Origin of the sequence: Leptolyngbya sp. FACHB-321, assembly GCF_014695975.1 — a bacterium.
In the GTDB taxonomy this organism is placed as follows: Bacteria; Cyanobacteriota; Cyanobacteriia; order Leptolyngbyales; family Leptolyngbyaceae; genus Stenomitos.
The window spans coordinates 689,602-709,275 of the sequence record NZ_JACJPI010000058.1; the positions used below are offsets into that span (position 1 = coordinate 689,602).

Genomic DNA, 19,674 nt, shown 5'->3' on the forward strand with positions numbered 1-19,674 from the left:
AACAAGAAAATTAGCGCTCAGCTACCAGCGGTCAGTAGTCAGCAGCTAAAAGGCTAAAGCAATCAAACGCTTCCCTGCTTCGCCCCTTACTCCCCTCACTCCTCTCCCCTCACCTCTCATGACTGGCAAACTCACAACGCATGTTCTTGATACCGCTCGTGGCTGTCCGGCGGCAGGGTTGACGATCGCCCTTTGGTCGATCGAACCATCGGGTGAGAAAACCTTACTTAAAACTGTAATCACTAATGTGGATGGACGAACTGATAGCCCTCTGCTAACCGATGGCGCACTGCAAGCGGGTGTCTATGAACTGGTCTTCGGCGTCGGAGAGTACTTTGCTCAACATCTTCAAGACTTGCCCCAGCCACCGTTCTTAAACGAGGTGCCGCTTCAATTCGGTATTGCCGATACGACGGCTCACTATCATGTGCCACTGTTGGCTTCGCCCTGGTCGTACAGCACCTATCGGGGAAGTTAGTCGTAGGGATGTTACGTGTAGTATCTCTACTAAAAGCAAACAGCAAGTAATTACCATGACTTCTGCAACGATCGACCTTTCCACTATGGTTCCTGCTCGTATTGGCGGTTCTGTTCAAACCTATCAATGGCGTTATCAGGGGCAAGAATTTCCGATCGTTTACGAAACACAAGTTTCTGAGCTTCATGTATCGTCAGCACGTTTACACTAATGCCGCCATACTGACACCCACCTTCATCGAGCAGAAATATTAGATAACCCAGCAACCGTGTGCTCGGTTTGACTCAACCGCCTTTGTCACTGAAGGCTTAGATCCAGCCGCTAAACGCGAAGACTTTCTTAAGCCGTTTCAAAGCTTAACAGTGCCGCTGCTAGTAGTAATTGGTGAACAGTCGCCACCAGCTTCTAAAGCTGAAATGGAGTCTATAGCCTCGCTTGCCAACGTCCAAAGCTAGCATCTTCCTGACTCTTTAGGTTTGCATGAGGAGTACGCCTCTGAGGTTGCTGCACTAGTGCTGCCGTTCTTACAATCAGTCGCAAAAGCTGACGCCACACGACTTGGATCGCTATGCTATAGTTGCCCTACAGGATTATCTTCGGTCGTGTAATTCGTTTTTGTTCATTGACAAGCGTTTCTCCGAATGTAACTCTCACACACACTGAAATTTGGAGACAATCCATGTCAATTTATGTTGGTAACCTTTCGTACCAGGTTACTCAGGACGACCTTAAGCAAGCCTTTGAAGAGTACGGTACTGTTAACCGAGTTCAGCTTCCCACCGATCGCGAAACAGGTCGTCTGCGTGGATTTGCCTTTGTAGAAATGGGCACCGAAGAAGAAGAAGCGGCTGCCATCGAAGCCCTTGATGGCGCTGAATGGATGGGTCGCGACTTGAAAGTTAATAAAGCGAAGCCCCGTGAAGAGCGTGGTTCCTCTGGCGGTTGGGGTGGTAACAACCGTGGCGGTGGCGGCGGCGGCGGTGGCGGTGGTCGTCGCTATTAAGACGCTACGCACAAGTTTTTGATTTCAGAGTCTCTGGCAGATGAAAGCAACGGCTCTGCTCTGCTAGAGACTTTTTGTATATGCTCCAGCTACTGAACTTCAGAAGTGCCGCTTTAGACTATGGACTAAATGACATCGCCCCGCAGGTCGAAAGCTTCTAGCCTGCAAAGCCTTTTACCTTCAGTCCCTTGTCTTAAAGTTCAGTAGCTTGCAGCGACCTGTTCAACCGGAGGACAAGCATGACCCAGATCGTAGTTGGCGAAAATGAAGGCATTGAGTCTGCCCTACGACGCTTTAAGCGTCAGGTTTCTAAGGCAGGCATTTTTCAAGATATGCGAAAAAAGCGACATTTTGAAACCCCGCTAGAGAAAGAGAAGCGGAAAGCGATCGCTAAGCATAAGCAACGCAGACAGCGCTCTCGCTACTAAAATACGTAGTTTACTGAGTGCCCCAGGCTGCAACCTGCTCCAAGCATCCCGACTTTTTAGTTAAGATGGAGCAGGATGCTGACTCTCTCTGACTTGGTTGAAAATGGAGCCAGTATGAGGCTAGTGCAGGCGATCGTTGCCAGCTTTCACCAAGTAGCCTGAGCTAAAGTAACCTGAGCCTCTGAGGGTTAGGTTTGTGCCAGCTAACAGTACGCATTTCAGCTTTGCTTCGTGTCACAACGTTAATTTTAAATGTAGCCGTCTCCACTAGCACTAAGCCACGTTCATCTATCCCTTCATCCATTGATCAAGATGTGGCTGACCCATCTCAAGCGTGCCGTAAATTTTTTCTCAAAAAAGCGCAACAGCAAACGATCGAACGGCTAACTGTTTAGAACGATTCATCTTTCATCGTGATGCTGGCTTCGTCTGGATTAAACCAGGTTTTTCTTTTATTGATCTAGAGCAAACATTTTTAGAGGCGTAGATAGCGTGTGACTCCTGAAGCAGTGCAAATGGTTTCAAATTTGAGACGCGAGTTTTATACGCTTTTTGCTGCCGCAATGAACGTACCCGTAAAAGTAAGCGGCAGTTCGTATAACAGAAGCTCTTCTATTGCCTCCTGGGTAGACGATCATGCCCAGTTAAACTATGTCAGCATCTATGCTTATACAGCACCGGATGAACTGTTAGTTGAACGCCCCTTCATTCTTCGGGTTTCGATTAACAAAGGCGCTGGCGGGATTACGTTTTTTAAGCGCGATCAACCGTATGAAGGGATTAATCAGGGCTGGCACTTTGAGTTAACAGTTTTACCGGAAGAACTTTTAGCATTCATACCCTGGGTTGTGAGCTTGGTAAAAGCAAAAGCAAAAGACTCTCGTTTACCATTGCAGGAACCGCCTTACCCGGTGAGCCTTAATACTGCTAGCGTGCTGCTTTCTACTGAGGCATGGTCTAAAGAAGCAGAACGGATGTCAGAACTGCCGTGTCAAGCTATACCGCAGCTTTAGCTACCAGCTTTCTTCTAGCCAAGTAGTTGCATGATCATGCGGTTTGCCTGTGACTCGTAGCTGCTGCCAAACAAATTGAAGTGATTAAGCACGTGATAAAGGTTATAGAGCGGTTTTCGCTGCTGATAGCCCTCATCAAGTGGAAAAACCTGGTTATAGCCATGATAGAAAGCAGCGGGAAAGCCACCAAATAGTTCGGTCATTGCCAGGTCAACTTCACGATCGCCCACATACGTTGCTGGATCAAAAATGACAGGCTCTCCTGCTTGGGTGACAGCGGCATTGCCCGACCACAAATCGCCATGTACTAGCGATGGCTGCGGTGTGTGCCCTGCTAGTAAGTCGGGGATTAAGGTTAAGAGTTGATCTTGTTTTGGGAAATGCCCGCCGCGACGCTGTGCTAATTGGAATTGGTAGCCCAGACGATGTTTAACCCAAAACTCAGCCCAGTTTGTCGTCCAGGTATTAATTTGGGGTGTAGAACCGATCGTGTTGTGGCGTTCCCAACCAAAGGTGTCAACTATTTTCGTCTGATGGAGTGCAGCAAGCTGTTGCCCCATTGCCTCCCATGCAGCGCTAGTTCCCCGCCCCAACTGTAGCCACTCCAAAACAAGATAGGCACTTTCTCCGACCGCCCCATAGCAGATGGGCGTTGGCACCCGAATGGTGCCCGTGCGTTGCAGTTGCTGTAATCCTGCTGCTTCTGCCTCAAACATGGCAAGCTCAGACGCTTGATTCAGCTTGACGAAATAGGTGCGATCACTATCTGACAGTGCATAGCCCTGGTTGATGCACCCACCACCGACAGAGCGGCGATCGCTGCTTGCAAACTGCTTTCCCGTCACCTGGCTAATCTGGGCAGCAATATGATTCCACATGAGAAGTCGTTCGTTTTTGGTTGTTATACCAATTCCCCATAGGATTGTATAGACCAAACTCCTACAAGTTGTCTTGGGTTCAGACAAGCCTGACTCTTGAATATTGGGCAAGCAAGCTCAGACACTGCTGCGATAGTTCAGCTAAGACAGCAGTGTCAACTGACATCAATCGCTAAGGAATGGCGGCTTCTTAGCCCATACCAGGAATCAGGCTGCTGCTGAGACGCTTAAGCGCTCGATTGGCAACATCGGCATAACGCAACTCGCCGCATAAAATTTGCCCAATCCGTTCGGTGGCTGAGGGGCGTTTAATGCCAACTTTATAACCAATGTTGGGAATCCGGTAAAACACACCTGCTAATCGTTGTGCCCACACCATATCAGCTCCCCACTCCTTGCTGATGAGGTCGGTGTAGCCTTGCAGTGCATTAGTGTTGCCAGCTAGCGCCTCATCGATCGCTCCTGCAGCTTTGACCCCTGTAAAAATAGCTGGACGAATCCCTTCGGCTGTGAATGGATCAACCACACAGGCAGCTTCTCCTGCCAATAGCGCATTTTGCGTGTGCAGCGTTTGGTCGCCGTCCCATAAGGAGAGGGGATGGGTCGTCAGTTGCCCCGTTTTTACATCCATACCGGACTTTTGAGCATACTCAAGCAGCGTTTTGCTAAGGTCGTTGGGATCGTTGCCTCTAAAGGTTGCAATGCCCAAAGCGTAGCCGTCAGCTTTGGGAAAGCGCCAGACATAGCCATTTTTGACCATGCCAAATTCAAAGAAGGCATTGACGGCATCAACATTGGACGCTGCCACTTCTAGCACTGCGCCCGATCTCTGCTTGGGTGCTTTAAAACCAAGCCATTTGGCTGTGGGTCCCTTCGCGCCATCGGCAGCAATGAGGTAACGTCCGGTAACAGCACCATCAGCGGTATTTACTTGCCAGTGATCACTCTTAAACTCGATACCAGTTGCTTCCGTATTATCCCGCAGTTCAGCACCTTGCTTTTGTGCTTGTTGCACTAGGTAATGATCAAAGACGTTGCGGTTGACCATCCACATTGGCTCGGCGGTTTGAAGCTTGGCGTTAACGGGATCGCCCAGCTTCCAGGTGTAGCAAATGTTCTCAATTTTGCGCTCGATCGCTGGAGCAAAATCGAAGTCAAACCATTGAGCGATCGCGGGAGAAACGCCTCCACTACAGGGCTTGTAGCGAGGCAAAGACTGCTTTTCTAGCAGCAGCACTGATCGTCCACGCTTTGCTAAGTGGTAGGCAGCACTCGCGCCAGCAGGACCGGCTCCGACAACAATACAGTCAAACATCATGCCATCCTTATCAATGCTCAGGTGCTTGCGCCAAATGGTCTGGCTGTTTTAGCGTCAGACAACTTGAGATAAATGCCCTATCGTACGTATTTGCCTCAATTATGCAATTCACCAGTTCTACGGAGTGCAAAGTTCCGATAAGAATCCTAGGATGAAGGCGTAAACCTTTCATGAAGCATTCGATCGAGAACGAGAGAATACTGATTGCTAGAAAACAGCTATCGCCAAAAGCTTTAGAGAGCTGACGGCTTAGATCCGCTGCAACCAATTTGGTGAGGCTAAACCGATGTGGGAACTTTGTATTCGCTATCCAAACGGGCAAGAGCGCGCGCTTCGGTCATATCACGATCGTGAGGTCGCCCTCAAACGGATTGATGCCATTTATTCTGACGGCTATCCGATGCACGTTGCCTATATTGTGCGACCTGCACAAGAACTACTTTCAGTGGTCAGCTAACAGCGGTCAGCTTTCAGGGTTATTTCGTTCGTGACATAAATAGCTATCAGTAGTTAGCTATCAGCTTCTAGCAACATCACTGGCTTGAAGCCAAGAAAAAGCCGCTTGATCGACTTTCAATTTCTAGCTTTTAGCCTTAAAGACATGGCTGATTGCTGACCGCTGACTACTGACCGCTCACTACACTGTCATAATATCTTTCTCTTTGCTAGCAAGAGTTTCGTCGACTTTGGCAACATATTTGTCCGTTAGCTTCTGCACTTTGTCTTGCAGGTCGCGGGCTTCATCTTCAGCAAGTTCGCTGTTTTTCTCCTGCTTGCGGATGGAGTCAACAGCATCGCGTCGAATATTACGAATGGAGACTTTGCCTTCTTCCGCATACTTCGCTGCAATTTTGACGAACTCTTTACGCCGATCGCTCGTTAACGGTGGAATATTCAGACGAATAATGGAGCCATCGTTATTGGGCGTAAGTCCCACATCAGAGAGGGAAATCGATCGCTCAATCAAGCTAAGGCTACTGCGATCGAACGGCTGTATCGTAATCGTCGAAGCATCAGGAGTACTAATGTTTGCAAGCGTTTTGAGCGGCGTTGGCACGCCGTAATATTCCACCTGTACGCGATCAAGAATAGAGGCGTTCGCCCGTCCGGTGCGAATGGTATTAAAGGACCGTTGAGTAGACTCAACAGCCTTCTGCATATGGTCTTCGACGTCAGCTAACTTCACAAGAACCTCCGACAAGCGTTCCAATTTGTTCCCCTGCCACCGCTCGACGTACATTTCCTTTAACGGAGAGGTCGAACACGATGATAGGAATATTGTTGTCCTTACATAAGGATATGGCAGTACTGTCCATCACCCGTAGATCTTGGGCAAGAATATGCCCATAGGTAAGGCTTTTATAGCGACGTGCTTGCGGATTAGTAGTTGGGTCAGAGTCATAAATGCCATCGACTTTGGTTGCCTTAAACAACACATCAGCACTGATTTCCGCTGCGCGGAGTGCTGCCGTTGTATCAGTCGTAAAGAACGGATTGCCAGAGCCCGCACCAAAAATGACTACACGCCCTTTCTCAAGATGCCGGATGGCACGTCGCCGAATGTACGGTTCTGCAACTTCCTGCATCGAAATTGCCGTTTGTACGCGAGTGGGAACGCCGATTTGCTCCAGAGAATCCTGAAGCGTCATGGCATTCATCACCGTCGCAATCATGCCGATGTAGTCAGCAGTAGCGCGATCCATGCCAGCGGCAGCGCCCTTGACTCCTCGAAAGATATTGCCACCACCTACAACGATCGCCACTTGTACACCAGTAGCGGTGACAGCAGCAACCTCTTGAGCGATGTCTTGCACAATATTTGGATCGATTCCGTAAGAAAGCTCACCCATGAGGGCTTCACCGCTTAACTTCAGCACAACTCGCTGGTAAGTGACTCCCATGTGGTGTTACTTCTCTAACTCCAGGTTACTTTCAATCATAAAGATACTCCTTCGTGGAGATATTCGTCCACTCAGCCTTATTGGAGATATCCGTCCACTTAGGTAGATGATCAGGAAAGTAAGTAAAAGATAGCCTGAGATCTCTATAAGGCTGGTATGAGACTGAACAGAAGCACTATAGCCTTGAAGTCCATTGAACGGTAAGTCCATTGAACGGTAAGCAGTGATTTGAGCGATCGACAGCTAACAACAGTCAATCATGAGTCAGGCACTTGGAGGCTGTTTGAAAAGGGTCTGGCGGTTAAAACTGCGACTACACCAACAAAGTTCGCCGACGGGGACTACCGAAAGACAAAGGTTTTATAACCTGCGGCGACAGTTTATCGCCCGTTGAGCATGGCTACGCTAGCGTCTCTGTAGCTGCGTTCGCGTAGCGTCTCCGTAGTGAAGCGCCCTGCATGGGCTAGGAGTATTTAGTCGCCCGCGCTACAAGAATCTGGACCTTTAAAACATCCTCTAGGATTGTTGCTTGCTTCCTCAAAGGTCAGGCTAAACATGAAGGCTATTAAAGTCTTGCTCCTAAAGCGTTCTTTAGTAGAGGCTTGGTGCTGAGTAGTGTCCCAAGACCTCCTGCCCCCAATGCACCAGCTTTTCAGGTCCTTCAATCATCAGCAGATAGCGTCCGTGGTTCAGGTGATGACGATAAATGCTGGCGGTGCTGCCCTCGCCTAAAAAGCCAAACAAGCTGCCAGCCACGGCAGCACAAATGCCGCTGAGTAGAGTTGTTGTCAACACAACTGCGGCTGTATTCCAGCCTGGGGTAAAGATCAGCGAGGCAACAAGGCTCAAGACAAAGCCTGAGCAAGCAGCAATAGTGCCAAAACTGCGGGCTTTATGAAAAGCAATATGCAACGGGGTTTTTAAGCCCACCCGATCGGGACTGCTGTACCCTGCGCCCACGATCGCCAAATGCTCTGGAGAAATACCGTGGTAGTGCAGCAACCGATATGCCTGAAAAGCGGCGGCTTCATCGGGAAGAACCACGATCGCCAGGTAAGTCAGGCGACGCTTAAACGTTGAGCCGCGAAAGAAGCGTGCAATAGCCACAAACCTAGTCCGGTATGAGGGAGTTTCCTGTCTGAATTCTAACCTTAGTCATTCGTTAGAAGTGCCTGATCTTAAAGGCAATTTAAGGAATGCTTTTGTAAGTGAGAGTGCTGTATACAGGCTGTAGTATGGCGTAGATTGCTTGCTTAACGCTAAAAAACTGACAATGCAAGTAGTTCGCTATTCTAGAAGTAGACTATCGGTTTACGTTTTCACTATTCATCACGGTTTCACAATCTATGCCTCCTCGTTGGCCCCGTCAACCCGATCGCAACGATCCGGCTTACCGTAAGCTTGATGATCGTATGAACTTGGCAATGCACGTTGCGATCTTTGCAGTCACCAATTCTGGGCTCTGGTTTTTCCGCATTCTCGGCGAAAGAACGTCCCCACCTGGTACTCCGGATAGTTTGCCTTGGACACCCTTGCTTACACTTGTCTGGGCGGGACTTTTGGTTGCCCATGCAATGTTTATTTTGACGATCGCTAATTACTCTGAACCAACTGCCACAGCCACCAGTGCGGGCACTGGTTTTAAGCCAAAGGTCACGGCAAACACGACTAAAGCGTCTAAGTAGTAGTGTCTGAGGCGATCGAGGCATTTGGTCGTTGCCATTCGCTTCTCTCGGAATCGGCTAACGACCTGGAAACGCTTAAAAGCCCTTCTTCGGTGGGAGAAGGATAACGATGAGGGTAAACCTAATTATGCATTATTGTCGTGATTGGTCTTTAGGCATTAGCAGCCTTTTTAGTACACGCTCTCTTTAACAAAATCGGGGATTATCGTCATGGCACTAACCAGTTCTAGTGAAGCGATCGAAGCGCTGGCTGCCGAGATCGGTGAAAAAATCTACATTGACGTAGCAAAGTGGCATCTCTACTTAGCGGATGCTCATCTGCATACTGTTCTAGCGGAGAAGTTCTATCCGCTATTGTCTGCCAACGCCATCGCAGAAAATGAAGTCATCAAGATCCTTGAAGGCATTTCGGTAAAACTGGGTGGCGGCAAGCGCGAAGTACCGTTAACCGATCTGCTGCCTATGCAATGCCAGGTTAACTTGATTGACCTGCTGGAAGAGTTTCAGCGGGATATGTAAGAAAACATTGGCTTATCAGCAGCCAACGTTTTAGCCTTAGCCTCAAGCGGTGAGTTGCTTTCAAAGTACAGTTACCCACTTCCTGAGGCTATAGCCGTTAGATTGTTTCTCACAGGTTCTTCGCAGGTTTTTTCCCGCAAGGAATGCAGTTGGTTTTTGACCAAGGCTTTGACAATGCTAGTTAAGGTTGCTTGAGAAAGCGCTGTCTGAGACGATCGCTCACCTGCTTTACCTCTGGTATCCGAAGCTGGATGGCAATCAGCCCAAAGATGCCTAACCCTACCAGCCCCGAGAGACATAGCTGCAACAACAACAGCCATGGTCCTTCGCGACCAAGAAAATGTTCGCTGGCTTGCAGTGTGCCCCAAGCGGCAAAGCCAGAAGCGATGCTAGCGATCGTCAACCCTGCCAGTGGTACAGCCCACTCCCGCAAGGGTAAGCCACCTAGGCGACGGTTGAGCATCCATAGCATAGCTATCATCGAAACCACATTCACGGTCACAGTTGCCAGTATTAAACCCGGCGCTCCTAAAGGCTTGACCAGGAAGAAGTCCAGCAGTGCGTTGAGAAAAATATTGACGACGCTGATGCGAAACGGCGTATCGCCATCTTCCAGAGCGTAAAACACTCGCACCAAAACATCCCGCGCTAGATAAAAAAACATCCCCAACGCATAAACAACTAGCACTGAAGCCGTCAAGGCTGAGTCTGCGACAGTAAACGCATAGCGTTCGTAGACAACTCGTGAGAGCGGAAACGCTAGCGCCATCATCAGCGCACTTACAGGCAGCATTGTCACAGCCGTTGTTAGTAAACCCTGGCGAATCCGCACCTTGAGTTCAGCCCAGTTTTCGGGTGCAGCTAGCTTGGCAAATGCAGGCAATAGTGGCACCAAAATAGCGTTAGAGATAATGCCCAACGGTGTCAGTACAAGCAGCCCAGCGTACCCCATTGCTGAAACCGCCGCTGCTGCATTAGGAATAAAGGAGGCAAAAAATAGATCTGTCCATACATTGATTTGCATCATGCCCGACGAAAATGTAGCCGGACCCATGATTTTGATCACTTCCTGCACGGCTGGTTCGCGGAAGTTAAAGCGCAACCGCAAACCGCCCAGTCCTGACTTCCACTGCGCCGGAAGCTGAACCAACCATTGCAAAACGGCTCCTGCCAGCGTTGACCATGCCAGCACTGCTCCACCTAAGGCTGCATATTGCGGTAAAGCAATCTTGTCGCCCAGGTAAAGTGCTAGTCCACCCAGCCCAACCAGCATCGTCACGCTAGAGAACAGGGGGCTGATGGACGGTAGCCAATACTGATCCGCTGCGTTTAAGGCTCCAAAGCCAATCCCGATTAGCCCTGCTAGCATTGCCATTGGTGCCATAATGCGAAACTGCTGCACCGCGATCGCTCTCGTTTGCTGCAAGGTTTCAAAGGTGGCTGCGTCAATGCCTTGTGCGGTTGCCTGGTCAGCGGTGATGTATAAGCCTGGAGCCACCAGATGCATTAAAGGATTGGCAAACACGACAAGCCCGATCGTGACGAGCAGCAAGATGCCCCCTACTAGTGTTGTAATGCCTTCCATAATGGGAGCAACTTCGGCTTGCTTGCGCTTTGCCAGTACGCTGACGATCGCACTATGAAAGGGACCGTTGATACCTCCCAATAGAATCAGCAAAAAGCTTGGGATGACATAGGCAAAGTTATAGGCACCGTAGGCAGGACCCACCCCAAAAGCAGCCGCGATCGCCTGCTGTCGCACTAGCCCAAAAAGCTTGCTGATGAGTGTGGCGATCGCCACAATCCCGGCAATGCCTGCTAGAGAGCGAGTCGGTTTCGATTCAGTCACGTGGGGTCTGCATAGTAGAACTTCACTATTTAACCTGAGTTCGGGGTACGCTGAAACCTTTCTTCCACATTGCTGGTTTCAAGTACGTCAGCCGCCTCTACTCAAGTCACTGCTTTAGCTGAATCCTGGTTTATTGAGCCGCATAAAAAATTGCTCATGAGCGGTCTGCTCATTACGTCATCTATGGACACTAAAAGCTATTTCGCCTTTCGTTTCGACTTGGGTGGCGTGCGGTGTTCCCCAAAGTATTTTTCGCTGCGGTAGCGCAGCCACACCCGTAACTGCTGTGGAATTTGGTCTTTTTGATCCTTTGTTAAGGTGTTGTAAAGGGCTAAAGCGCGATCGCGTTCGCCCCGGCAGGCAGCATTATTGTGGGCATCCCAATAGCTGCGGGCAACCCGAATGCGCCGACAGACTTCTTTGACCAGTGCTGCTCCCGTAAGGGGCTGTTCCTGCTTTGCCATACTGCAATTAAACTGTGCGTCTCCCATCCTAATCTAGAGGATTACAGGCTTACGTCTACGATCGTGCCAGCCCTACGTAGTTGTTCTGCCAGAGTATGGCGCCTTTGAATCGAGCGATGACTTTAGCTTCTCCACAAGTGCCTGTCGATCCTCTACAGGCTCAGGCAACCGTAAACTACGTGTGCCTTTATCTGTCCAAATGATATGTAGATAGTCCCTGGGTTGACCTTTTTGAAACAGTCGATAGACCTTCATGCCAGTATCTTCGTTTAAGTCAAGGGGCTGAAGGGTATACCCCTGGGCTTGAAGCTGTTGCTCCAGTGTCTCAGAGATCTGTCGTCCATTTGTTTCAGTATAGGCATAGCAGTCCTTGACGCCCTCGCAGGCGATCGCACCCTCAACTTGAAAGACATCTGGGCTCGGTGTCGGTACAGACTGGACAGGAGTTGAAGGGGTCACAGGGGCAGAAGACGCAGGAGTTGAGATCGGTGTGGGTGCAGAGGGAGTAGGGGGTGCGCTGCGGCTTACAGGCTCTTGCGGGATAGTAATAAGCGGTGCCTTTACCCTGGCAACAGGTTTCGGCAACGCCCGCTTAGGCACAAAGGTAGCGACTGGAGCCTTCGAGGGACTGGGTTTAGGAATAACGGCAAGGGAAGAAGGCTGCTTTGGCAACGGCACCACCTTGACTGCAGTGCTCCGAGGTTTTTCCTCTGGCTTCTTATGGTCGATCGGTAAGCTCAAGACCAAGCCGTGCAGTCCTAGAGATAGGAAAATCAAAAACCAGCGTAAAGAGTTTTGAGGCTTCTGAAGACGATTCACAGTCAATTTCAACCAGGGTTAACGGCAGGCAATGAAGGAAAAAATGTTATGTGCGATGTGCCCAACGCTGCTTCCCCAAATGCTGCTTGCAACGCTTCCTCTTACCCTTCATCTTCCAGAGCACTTAAGCAAGGAATGAGGGCAAAGCAGTGGCACAGCGAGTAAACAGAAACGGGAATCTCTACTCAAGCTTGCTTGAATCAAAACGGAGGGAAACAGACTTAATGACAAAGACTTGCATCAATAGATCACCATAAATGATCAGTCCCTTCTTGTCCATCCCTTAAAGGGACTTATTGCAGACTTAGCGCCGATATTGAGTGGAACGAAAGACGTTAACTTTATCGAGATGCTTTGGCTTTAGTTATGCTTCATGTCTTAGCGTTGAATGAGCCAGTGCTTCACCCAATAAGTAGGAGGGCTAAATCACTACTGAGAGACCGGGCTTCGACTGCGCTCAACCCGCCGACATATAGGGCTGACCGCATTGAGCGAAGTCAAAAGGCAGCTTATAAATAACTATGTTCAGCTATTTATGGCTTCATCTGAATGCACATAGGGCAAAAATAACGCTCGTTCTTCTGACTGCAACCGTCTTGGGCGTAGCGTGGTGCGATCAACAAACAATCCTTTTTGCCATGCTTCTGCTGCCAATGTTCTTTGAGTGTTGTAGAAATGGATCTGCATAACAGCGGATGCCTGCCGCAATTCCGAAAGCCACAGCTCTACCTGTACGCGATCGCCTAAAAAGAGTGGTGTTTTATAGGTGATCTGAGTTTGCACTAAAACTGGAGCAAACCCCTGCTGTAAGATTTCGTGGAGCGGCATTCCAACGGCTTCCAGCAATTTTGTACGTCCAATCTCCATCCATTGCACATAAACGATGTTGTTCACATGACCGATAAAGTCAATGTGGAAGGAGTAAACCTCTAGCTCAAAGCAAACTTTCTGCATCTGTGCGCCCTTTAAATCACCGCTCAGGGACACGGTAAACCACCGCTCAAGGACACGGTATCATAACCAATAAGTGAACTCACAAGCTAGCCACTAGGCGCAATCGCATCGCAACCGACAGTTTAGAATTTCTCAAACAAACGCTCGCCTGAAAATAGTACGAAGGATAATGAAGGGGCGTGAGTTCGGTTTAGACTCAGTAAATAGCCAGTGTAGTAAAGGTGCAAATATGAGTACTGGTTTAGAAGACGAGCAATCACAGCAGCTTCTGTCTTTAATTAACGGCTTAGAAGAGCTAATAGCAGTTACTGATCAGGATGGTGCAGAAGAAGTCTTAGACGAACTGTATGTGCTTCTTACTAAAATCTACGATCGTTTTCCAGAGCTAGACACAGACGAAGCGTAAGGGCGATCGTTATAATCACGACGGCAAAATTGCAAGCACCCGATATTGCTGTGGTTGAATTGATGCCATACTATCGCTCCAATCATCCTGCCTCTAGAAGGATGACTATTAACCGTTTCTGCGGTGAGCTGTTGATCGACGGTGAGAGAGCCGTACAAGTTGCTTTACTTCTACATTGCAGCGGCAATAATAAGCCGTAACAGCAGCAATGTAGCAACTTGCTCTCAAACACAGCCCACTTATATAGGTATGGCATGGAAACGAAACAGTTAGGCAACACAGGTATACCCGTCAGCGCAATCGGTTTGGGTGGTATGCCAATGTCACTCAGCAGTCGCCCACCCGAAGCACAGTCGATCGCCACGATTCATCGCGCTCTTGATCTCGGCGTTACACTCATCGATACTGCCGATTCTTATTGCAAAGATGAGTCAGACAAGCACCATAACGAACGTCTAATTTATAAAGCACTCCAGGAGTACAGTCAGGATACGAGCAATGTCATGATTGCGACGAAGGGTGGTTTGATGCGACCAAACGGTGACTGGACGCGCAATGGGAATCCTGACCATCTCCGGGAAACGATCCATGCCAGCTTTGAGGCGCTGGGCGGCGATCAACCGATCGGACTCTGGCAGTATCATGCCCCCGACCCCAATTACTCGATTGAAGAGTCGCTTAAGCCAGCTAGAGAAGCCGTTGTCAACGGTCTGATTCGGTTTGTGGGTGTTTCCAACTTTTCGGTCGAGCAGATTAAGCGTGCACGTGATGTAGTTGAAATCGAGTCAGTGCAGAACCAGTACAATCCCTGGAATCGTGAACCAGAGTCGGATGGGGTGCTGGAGTATTGCGATCGCGAAGGGCTGACCTTCTTACCCTGGAGCCCCTTAGGCGGTAGCCGACGGTTTAACCAAATTAAAGAGATCAAGGCGATCGTCCAATTGGCGCAAGCAAAGGGTGTTTCAGTTTACAGCATTGTGCTGGCATGGCTGCGGGCAAAATCACCCAGCGTCTTACCGATCCCCGGTGCCAGTAAACCAGAGAGCATTGAGGATTCCATCACAGCTGCAACGGTTAAGCTCGATCAGACAGAAGTTGACCAGATCGACCAGGCGATCGCAACGACCTGAGCGGGCAGCTTACTTCACAACTGTAACGACGGTGCCAAGGGTGACTTGTTTGAATAGGTCTTCTACATCTTTGTTGTACATCCGAATACAGCCATGAGACGCTGCTCGACCGACCGATCGAGGGTTCGGCGTACCGTGAAAGCCAATCCAGTTCTTGCCATCAGTCCAGAAACCAATCCAGTAGCGTCCAAGCGGATTTTCAGGATCACCACCTGGAATCACCACCCCTTTTCGTAAGGGATTTATCCAGGTGGGGTTCTTGATCATTTGCTTGACCTCATAAGAGCCAGTCGGTGTTTCCCAACCAGGACGACCAACGGCGATCGCGTAGTTTTTGACCACTGTAGAGCCACGATATAGCGTCACCTGACGACGGCTAAGGCGAATTTCTAACCGCAAAGCTTCAGCATCCGGTTTTGTTAAGGCTGGATCAGGCTCAAACCGCAAATCTGGATGAACGCCGGGATCAAGGTAGGGAGCCAGCGTTTTCGGAATATCTCGCTGATTTGGCAGCGCCGGCTGCTCTTCCTGTGGGGTAACGGTCTCGGTGGTAGTTGGGGGTTCAACGGTGGCTGGTGTTGCTGCCATAGCCAGAGATGGCATGACCAGCAGCTTCGCCGCCAACAGTACACCCGCTAATTTCTTTGAAGATTGCAGCATTACAGATAGACAAGAGACGAGTTCAGAATAACGATAATAGCTGCTCAGTTATAGCCTGGATCGATCAAGTGAGGCATCTACCCACCTATCTACCGGAAGCTAGTACTGCAAGAAGCAAAAATGACCACTCAGATTTCTGAGTTTTTCAAACATCTAGGAACTTGGGAATGCCTTAAATCAGTAATATTCACTCAGCAATTACATGAAGTAGATTTCTGCGGTCAAGTATCAAAAAGGATGACTTAAAAGGAATCAATTGGTTCCTGTTAGCAGATGCCATTCCTCAGACTGATGCTTGTATTCTGTTTATCCTGCAATGATGGTCAAAATTAATTAGCAAGGGCAATGGGATGAAGGCAAAAGATGTCGTTACGCTGCTCAAAGAGACGGTAGCAGAATGGAGCGAAGATAAAGTACCGCTCTGGGCAGCAGCATTGGCGTACTACACTATCTTTTCGCTCGCTCCACTCTTGTTGATTGCGATTTCGATCGCTGGTGTTGTCTTTGGTGAAGAGGCTGCCAGAGGCGAGATTGTAGGGCAGATTCGCGGTCTAGTAGGGCAGGACGGGGCAGAAGCGATTCAAGGAATGATCCAAAACGTTAATCGCCCCGGTTCTGGTGGCACTCTTGCGACGATCGTTGGGGTGGTAACGCTACTGTTTGGAGCCTCTGGTGTTTTTGGCCAGTTGCAAGATGCACTGAATACAATTTGGGGTGTTAAACCGAAACCTGGTCAAGGCATTACAAGCTTTATTCAGGCTCGCTTTCTGTCCTTTGCTATGGTTTTGGTAATTGGCTTTTTGCTGTTAGTCTCGCTAGTTTTGTCAGCAGCGTTGGCAGCGATCACCACCTTCTTTAGCCATTTTCTACCGACCTTTGTTGCGTTAGGTCAGCTTCTAAACTTCGTGGTTTCGTTTGGCTTTATTACGCTCCTGTTCGCTGCCATTTACAAGTTTTTGCCTGATGTCAATGTTGCCTGGAAAGACCTTTGGATCGGCGCTGCCACCACGTCTCTTCTGTTTAACATTGGTAAGTTTTTGATTGGGCTGTATTTAGGCAATAGTGGTGCGACCTCAGCCTATGGAGCCGCTGGTTCACTCGTTATTCTTTTGTTGTGGGTCTTCTATTCAGCACAAATTATTTTGTTTGGTGCTGAGTTTACGCAGGTTTTTGCCAAGCATCGTGGTTCAGAAATCACGCCTAGCGACCATGCTGTATGGATTACGCCCAGGGCTGAAGGTACAGCAACGATGCAAACTGAGTCTGAACGTACGCAACCAGCACAGTCTACTGGTACATCGCGGAAGCGCCATAACCACCTTGCAGCTTGGGCTGGCTCTGCTGTTATGCTCATTGGGGCTGTGCGTCGATCGACGCAACCACGTCAGCGCAAACGCCGTTAGTATCGATTGCGGAACTGACTGTGACTGGTAGAACTTTTGTAACTAGTAGAAAGCACTATTGCATCAGAGTGCTTCACTTCAGCGGCATCCCAAACTGTCGCGTGTCGCAACACCCGTTGATGGATTGACACCTTCAGCACGCTGGCAGAGTTGCAGAATATCGTAGCGATCGATGATGGCATCGGTAAAATCGGCTCCAGTCACCTCTGCTTCATTAAAGATGCTGCGGCTCAGCGTTGCACCAACCAAAATGGCATTCGTGAGCTTTGCTTTATAGAAGGTGACGCGATCGCCCAACGCATTTTCTAAATTTGCGCCTGTCAGGTTAGCTCCCAAAAGATTTCCTTTTGTCAAGATTGCACCTTTCATATTTGCGCCCGCAAAATTGGCATTACGCATCTCTGCCGCTACAAAAACACCTCCTACTAAATCAGTGTTAGCAAAGTCACGGTTTTCTAAATTAGTGTTGCTGTAATTAATTGTTTTTGCCTGAGCAAAAGCAGGCGTAGCGCCCAATAGGACCCATAACCACGCTAGCGCGATCGCCAGCAAGACAACAAAAAATCGCCTCATAAATTTGATTGAAAGCTCTTGCATAGAAAAACCTGGCAGATTAGAAGACCACTATTCCTATCTAACAACAAGATGAAGCAGCGATCAGTGCCCTCACGTTTCTCTAACCATAGAGATATCTAGACATCACGTTACTTTGCTGGGAAAACCCAATCATCGCCAAGGCGGATAGTCAAATCGGAGTCTAAATCACCTGTTGAATCGGCAGCAACTCGACCCGCATTCAGCAGTTTTTGCACCATTTCTGCACTGCTTAAGTCGCCTTGTTGGGCAATGATTTGGGTTTGCTTCTGTTTATCAGACCAGTCAGAGGCGATATAGACGTTTGAAAAGCCCTGGTTCGACAGATAAGCGCGCAGTTCACTAGCTGCATCTGGCTTACTAGATGCGTTTTGAATGGCAACTCTAAGGTCTTGAGTGCGTAGTTGATTCGTCGCTGCATCCATTGCCTCTACGTCAAAATACTGCCGCAAAACCCGATCGCGCCCCTCAGGGTTCATAATCCAATAGCTGGCAACAAACTCGTCAGGATTGCTGAAGCGCCCTGGCAACATCACCATTTTAAAGTTGCCTTGACTTAGCTTGCGTCCAGCACTGGTCAATGCAATCATTTCCTCCAGGCTCAGATTTGTATCAATGTACTTCTGCATTGCCGAAACCAACCCGGGTAACCGGGGCAGCACGAGGGGGTTCGTCAGGCGTTTAAGCAACGCTTTGAGCAGAGTTTGCTGACGTTGAACGCGCCCAATATCACCGTAGGCATCCTGCCGAAAACGAGCAAACTGCTCGGCTTGGTCGCCGTTAAGAGTTTGTAAGCCAGGAGAGAGATCAATCTTCAGCTTCTGAGTCTGATCAACGTAGGACATTTTCTCAGGCACATAGACCTCAACGCCGCCCAGCAGATCAACGAGTTCTCGAAATGCTGCTGTATCAACTCGTACATATCGATCGATCGATATGCCATTCAAAAGACCACTGACCGTTCTGGCAGCTAGCTCAGAGCCTCCCCTCACATTGGCATCATTGACTTTAGTGACACCGACTGTAGGGATGCTGACTTGAGTATCACGTGGAATCGATAGCAGCTTTACTGAGTCATCAGTAGGGTCAACTCGTAGCAGCAGCATCGTATCACTGCGTCCATTAAAAAGTTCTTTTGAGCCTGCCTTAGCCTGAGGGACACGATCGATCCCCATGACCAGGATGTTAACTGAGCGACCGACCTGATACTGAAAGCCAGACTGCCAAAGACTGCTGTTGGGTGACTTCTCCCCTTCTGTACTCGACGCGACACCCGTTGGCAATGGCACCATCATCGCCACTGTCATACCGATCGCAGTAGAGACCGCCGCTGCCGCAACCAGAGCTAAACGTTTCAACAGCCATCTTGCAGGAGGATTGCTTTGAGCTGGTGGGATGGCGATCGTTGGTTGTGGAGGAACATTAGCACCTAAGTGACTATGAGGCTGACTGGCTTGATCCGACGGTTGAACATGCGCGCCTCTTTCAGTTTTTGTCACTACAAGCGATCCTTCTTATTGAAATTAGGTGGCAAAGCCTACCCGTCTAAAAACTACCCAACCCAACTTGTTGAGCATTATAGCCTGAGCCTGCAAGATGCCTAGTCCATACGGGGATATAATTCTGCCAGCATCCTACCAGCATTGATCGGGCAGAACGGAGGAGCTCTCAGGTTCACTATCTTTCCAGGTTCACTGTTTACAGCCAAATGATTTTGAGTCTTGTGCCAACACTGCTTACTTCATCACACTTCGTTTAGCGACATAAATCAGCTCTTGATAGGAGAGCAATTAACAATAATCCGACTAAGCTCACTGACACACTACATCTTTTTCTTTAACAGACGCAGAGACATAGACCGCAAAACAAAGTCTAGGTTTCTTCTGATTTTTAAGAGCAGAGCGGGTCTTTGACTTACATTAAGGAAACAATAGCAAGATACAAAAAGAGCGGCAGCAAAAATAGCCTATAAAACTTAGAGATAAAGCAGCACAGAGGAAAGAAGCGCCTATCCCACAAGCTGTTAAAAAAGACTTTGGCAATACAAAAATCTGTTCAATGAGCTACATTAGCCTATCAAACAGATTTCTTTGCTAGAAGCAAGCGCGATCGAAATGTTGCCAATAGTATCAATCTAAAAAATGCTGGCTATAGCTTTCTCCACTTAATTTT

23 protein-coding genes are annotated in these 19,674 nt (G+C 48.9%); 11 read left to right on the forward strand and 12 right to left on the reverse strand.

Going from position 1 to position 19,674, the window contains the following annotated elements; genetic code table 11:
* Positions 1-118 precede the first annotated feature (118 nt).
* The 5 genes from uraH to H6F76_RS13815 all read left to right on the forward strand — a co-directional run bounded on the left by uraH (position 119) and on the right by H6F76_RS13815 (position 2,922).
* Entirely contained in the window at positions 119-478 is a 360-nt protein-coding gene (gene uraH / locus H6F76_RS13795; RefSeq protein ID WP_190452274.1) for a hydroxyisourate hydrolase, read from the forward strand.
* A 55-nt stretch (positions 479-533) separates the two neighbouring features.
* A complete protein-coding gene (locus H6F76_RS13800) occupies positions 534-689 on the forward strand; it encodes a hypothetical protein (RefSeq protein WP_190508909.1) in 156 nt (51 codons plus the stop codon).
* A gap of 468 nt (positions 690-1,157) precedes the next feature.
* Complete coding sequence (locus H6F76_RS13805; protein WP_190508910.1) at positions 1,158-1,481, forward strand: RNA-binding protein; 324 nt, start codon at positions 1,158-1,160, stop codon at positions 1,479-1,481.
* Between the two features lie 239 nt (positions 1,482-1,720).
* Positions 1,721-1,909, forward strand: coding sequence for a 30S ribosomal protein S21 (rpsU, locus tag H6F76_RS13810; RefSeq protein ID WP_106257393.1), 189 nt, complete (start codon positions 1,721-1,723; stop codon positions 1,907-1,909).
* 515 nt (positions 1,910-2,424) lie between these two features.
* Positions 2,425-2,922 carry a hypothetical protein gene (locus H6F76_RS13815; protein ID WP_190452277.1) on the forward strand — a complete coding sequence of 166 codons (498 nt, stop codon included), beginning with the start codon at positions 2,425-2,427 and terminating at the stop codon, positions 2,920-2,922.
* Positions 2,923-2,936: 14 nt separating this feature from the next.
* Here the strand turns inward: H6F76_RS13815 and H6F76_RS13820 are convergent, their stop codons facing one another.
* Positions 2,937-3,800 carry a fructosamine kinase family protein gene (locus H6F76_RS13820; RefSeq protein WP_190508911.1) on the reverse strand — a complete coding sequence of 288 codons (864 nt, stop codon included), beginning with the start codon at positions 3,798-3,800 and terminating at the stop codon, positions 2,937-2,939.
* A 190-nt stretch (positions 3,801-3,990) separates the two neighbouring features.
* Positions 3,991-5,115 (reverse strand): geranylgeranyl reductase family protein, encoded by a 1,125-nt coding sequence (locus tag H6F76_RS13825; protein WP_190509045.1) that lies wholly within the window; start codon positions 5,113-5,115, stop codon positions 3,991-3,993.
* 289 nt (positions 5,116-5,404) lie between these two features.
* Between H6F76_RS13825 and H6F76_RS13830 the strand changes: the two genes are divergently transcribed.
* A complete protein-coding gene (locus tag H6F76_RS13830; RefSeq protein ID WP_190452279.1) occupies positions 5,405-5,575 on the forward strand; it encodes a family 2 glycosyl transferase in 171 nt (56 codons plus the stop codon).
* Positions 5,576-5,755: 180 nt separating this feature from the next.
* Here H6F76_RS13830 and frr read toward each other — a convergent pair whose 3' ends face one another.
* The 3 genes from frr to H6F76_RS13845 all read right to left on the reverse strand — a co-directional run bounded on the left by frr (position 5,756) and on the right by H6F76_RS13845 (position 8,126).
* Entirely contained in the window at positions 5,756-6,304 is a 549-nt protein-coding gene (gene frr, locus H6F76_RS13835; RefSeq protein ID WP_190452280.1) for a ribosome recycling factor, read from the reverse strand.
* Positions 6,291-7,019: a UMP kinase gene (gene pyrH / locus H6F76_RS13840; protein ID WP_190452281.1), complete on the reverse strand. Its 729-nt coding sequence runs from the start codon at positions 7,017-7,019 to the stop codon at positions 6,291-6,293. The genes frr and pyrH overlap by 14 nt, the downstream gene beginning before the upstream one ends.
* A gap of 591 nt (positions 7,020-7,610) precedes the next feature.
* Entirely contained in the window at positions 7,611-8,126 is a 516-nt protein-coding gene (locus tag H6F76_RS13845; RefSeq protein WP_190447246.1) for a hypothetical protein, read from the reverse strand.
* Between the two features lie 239 nt (positions 8,127-8,365).
* Here H6F76_RS13845 and H6F76_RS13850 point away from each other — a divergent pair, with 239 nt between their 5' ends.
* Together H6F76_RS13850 and H6F76_RS13855 are read left to right on the forward strand one after the other, a co-directional pair.
* Positions 8,366-8,704 (forward strand): hypothetical protein, encoded by a 339-nt coding sequence (locus H6F76_RS13850; protein ID WP_190508912.1) that lies wholly within the window; start codon positions 8,366-8,368, stop codon positions 8,702-8,704.
* Between the two features lie 210 nt (positions 8,705-8,914).
* The gene (locus H6F76_RS13855) at positions 8,915-9,223 is read left to right on the forward strand and encodes a DUF3181 family protein (protein ID WP_190447248.1); all 309 of its coding nucleotides are present in this window, start codon (positions 8,915-8,917) and stop codon (positions 9,221-9,223) included.
* 181 nt (positions 9,224-9,404) lie between these two features.
* Here the strand turns inward: H6F76_RS13855 and murJ are convergent, their stop codons facing one another.
* From murJ to H6F76_RS13875, 4 genes are all read right to left on the reverse strand, one after another.
* Entirely contained in the window at positions 9,405-11,072 is a 1,668-nt protein-coding gene (gene murJ / locus H6F76_RS13860) for a murein biosynthesis integral membrane protein MurJ (RefSeq protein WP_190508913.1), read from the reverse strand.
* Positions 11,073-11,269: 197 nt separating this feature from the next.
* Complete coding sequence (locus tag H6F76_RS13865; RefSeq protein WP_190508914.1) at positions 11,270-11,536, reverse strand: Precorrin-3B methylase; 267 nt, start codon at positions 11,534-11,536, stop codon at positions 11,270-11,272.
* Positions 11,537-11,608: 72 nt separating this feature from the next.
* A complete protein-coding gene (locus H6F76_RS13870; protein WP_190508915.1) occupies positions 11,609-12,355 on the reverse strand; it encodes a hypothetical protein in 747 nt (248 codons plus the stop codon).
* 525 nt (positions 12,356-12,880) lie between these two features.
* Positions 12,881-13,309: a thioesterase family protein gene (locus tag H6F76_RS13875; protein ID WP_190447503.1), complete on the reverse strand. Its 429-nt coding sequence runs from the start codon at positions 13,307-13,309 to the stop codon at positions 12,881-12,883.
* Positions 13,310-13,538: 229 nt separating this feature from the next.
* Here H6F76_RS13875 and H6F76_RS13880 point away from each other — a divergent pair, with 229 nt between their 5' ends.
* Both H6F76_RS13880 and H6F76_RS13885 read left to right on the forward strand, forming a co-directional pair.
* Positions 13,539-13,715, forward strand: coding sequence for a hypothetical protein (locus H6F76_RS13880; protein ID WP_190447252.1), 177 nt, complete (start codon positions 13,539-13,541; stop codon positions 13,713-13,715).
* A gap of 254 nt (positions 13,716-13,969) precedes the next feature.
* Entirely contained in the window at positions 13,970-14,845 is an 876-nt protein-coding gene (locus H6F76_RS13885) for an aldo/keto reductase (RefSeq protein ID WP_190508917.1), read from the forward strand.
* A 9-nt stretch (positions 14,846-14,854) separates the two neighbouring features.
* Here the strand turns inward: H6F76_RS13885 and H6F76_RS13890 are convergent, their stop codons facing one another.
* Positions 14,855-15,505 carry a L,D-transpeptidase gene (locus tag H6F76_RS13890; protein ID WP_190508919.1) on the reverse strand — a complete coding sequence of 217 codons (651 nt, stop codon included), beginning with the start codon at positions 15,503-15,505 and terminating at the stop codon, positions 14,855-14,857.
* Positions 15,506-15,855: 350 nt separating this feature from the next.
* Here H6F76_RS13890 and H6F76_RS13895 point away from each other — a divergent pair, with 350 nt between their 5' ends.
* Positions 15,856-16,908 carry a YihY/virulence factor BrkB family protein gene (locus H6F76_RS13895; protein ID WP_190508921.1) on the forward strand — a complete coding sequence of 351 codons (1,053 nt, stop codon included), beginning with the start codon at positions 15,856-15,858 and terminating at the stop codon, positions 16,906-16,908.
* 78 nt (positions 16,909-16,986) lie between these two features.
* On the opposite strand, the gene H6F76_RS13900 is transcribed toward H6F76_RS13895, so the two are convergent.
* Entirely contained in the window at positions 16,987-17,481 is a 495-nt protein-coding gene (locus H6F76_RS13900; protein WP_242036634.1) for a pentapeptide repeat-containing protein, read from the reverse strand.
* Positions 17,482-17,612: 131 nt separating this feature from the next.
* Positions 17,613-19,001, reverse strand: a complete 1,389-nt coding sequence (locus tag H6F76_RS13905; protein ID WP_347276018.1) for an LCP family protein — start codon at positions 18,999-19,001, stop codon at positions 17,613-17,615.
* Positions 19,002-19,674 lie beyond the last annotated feature (673 nt).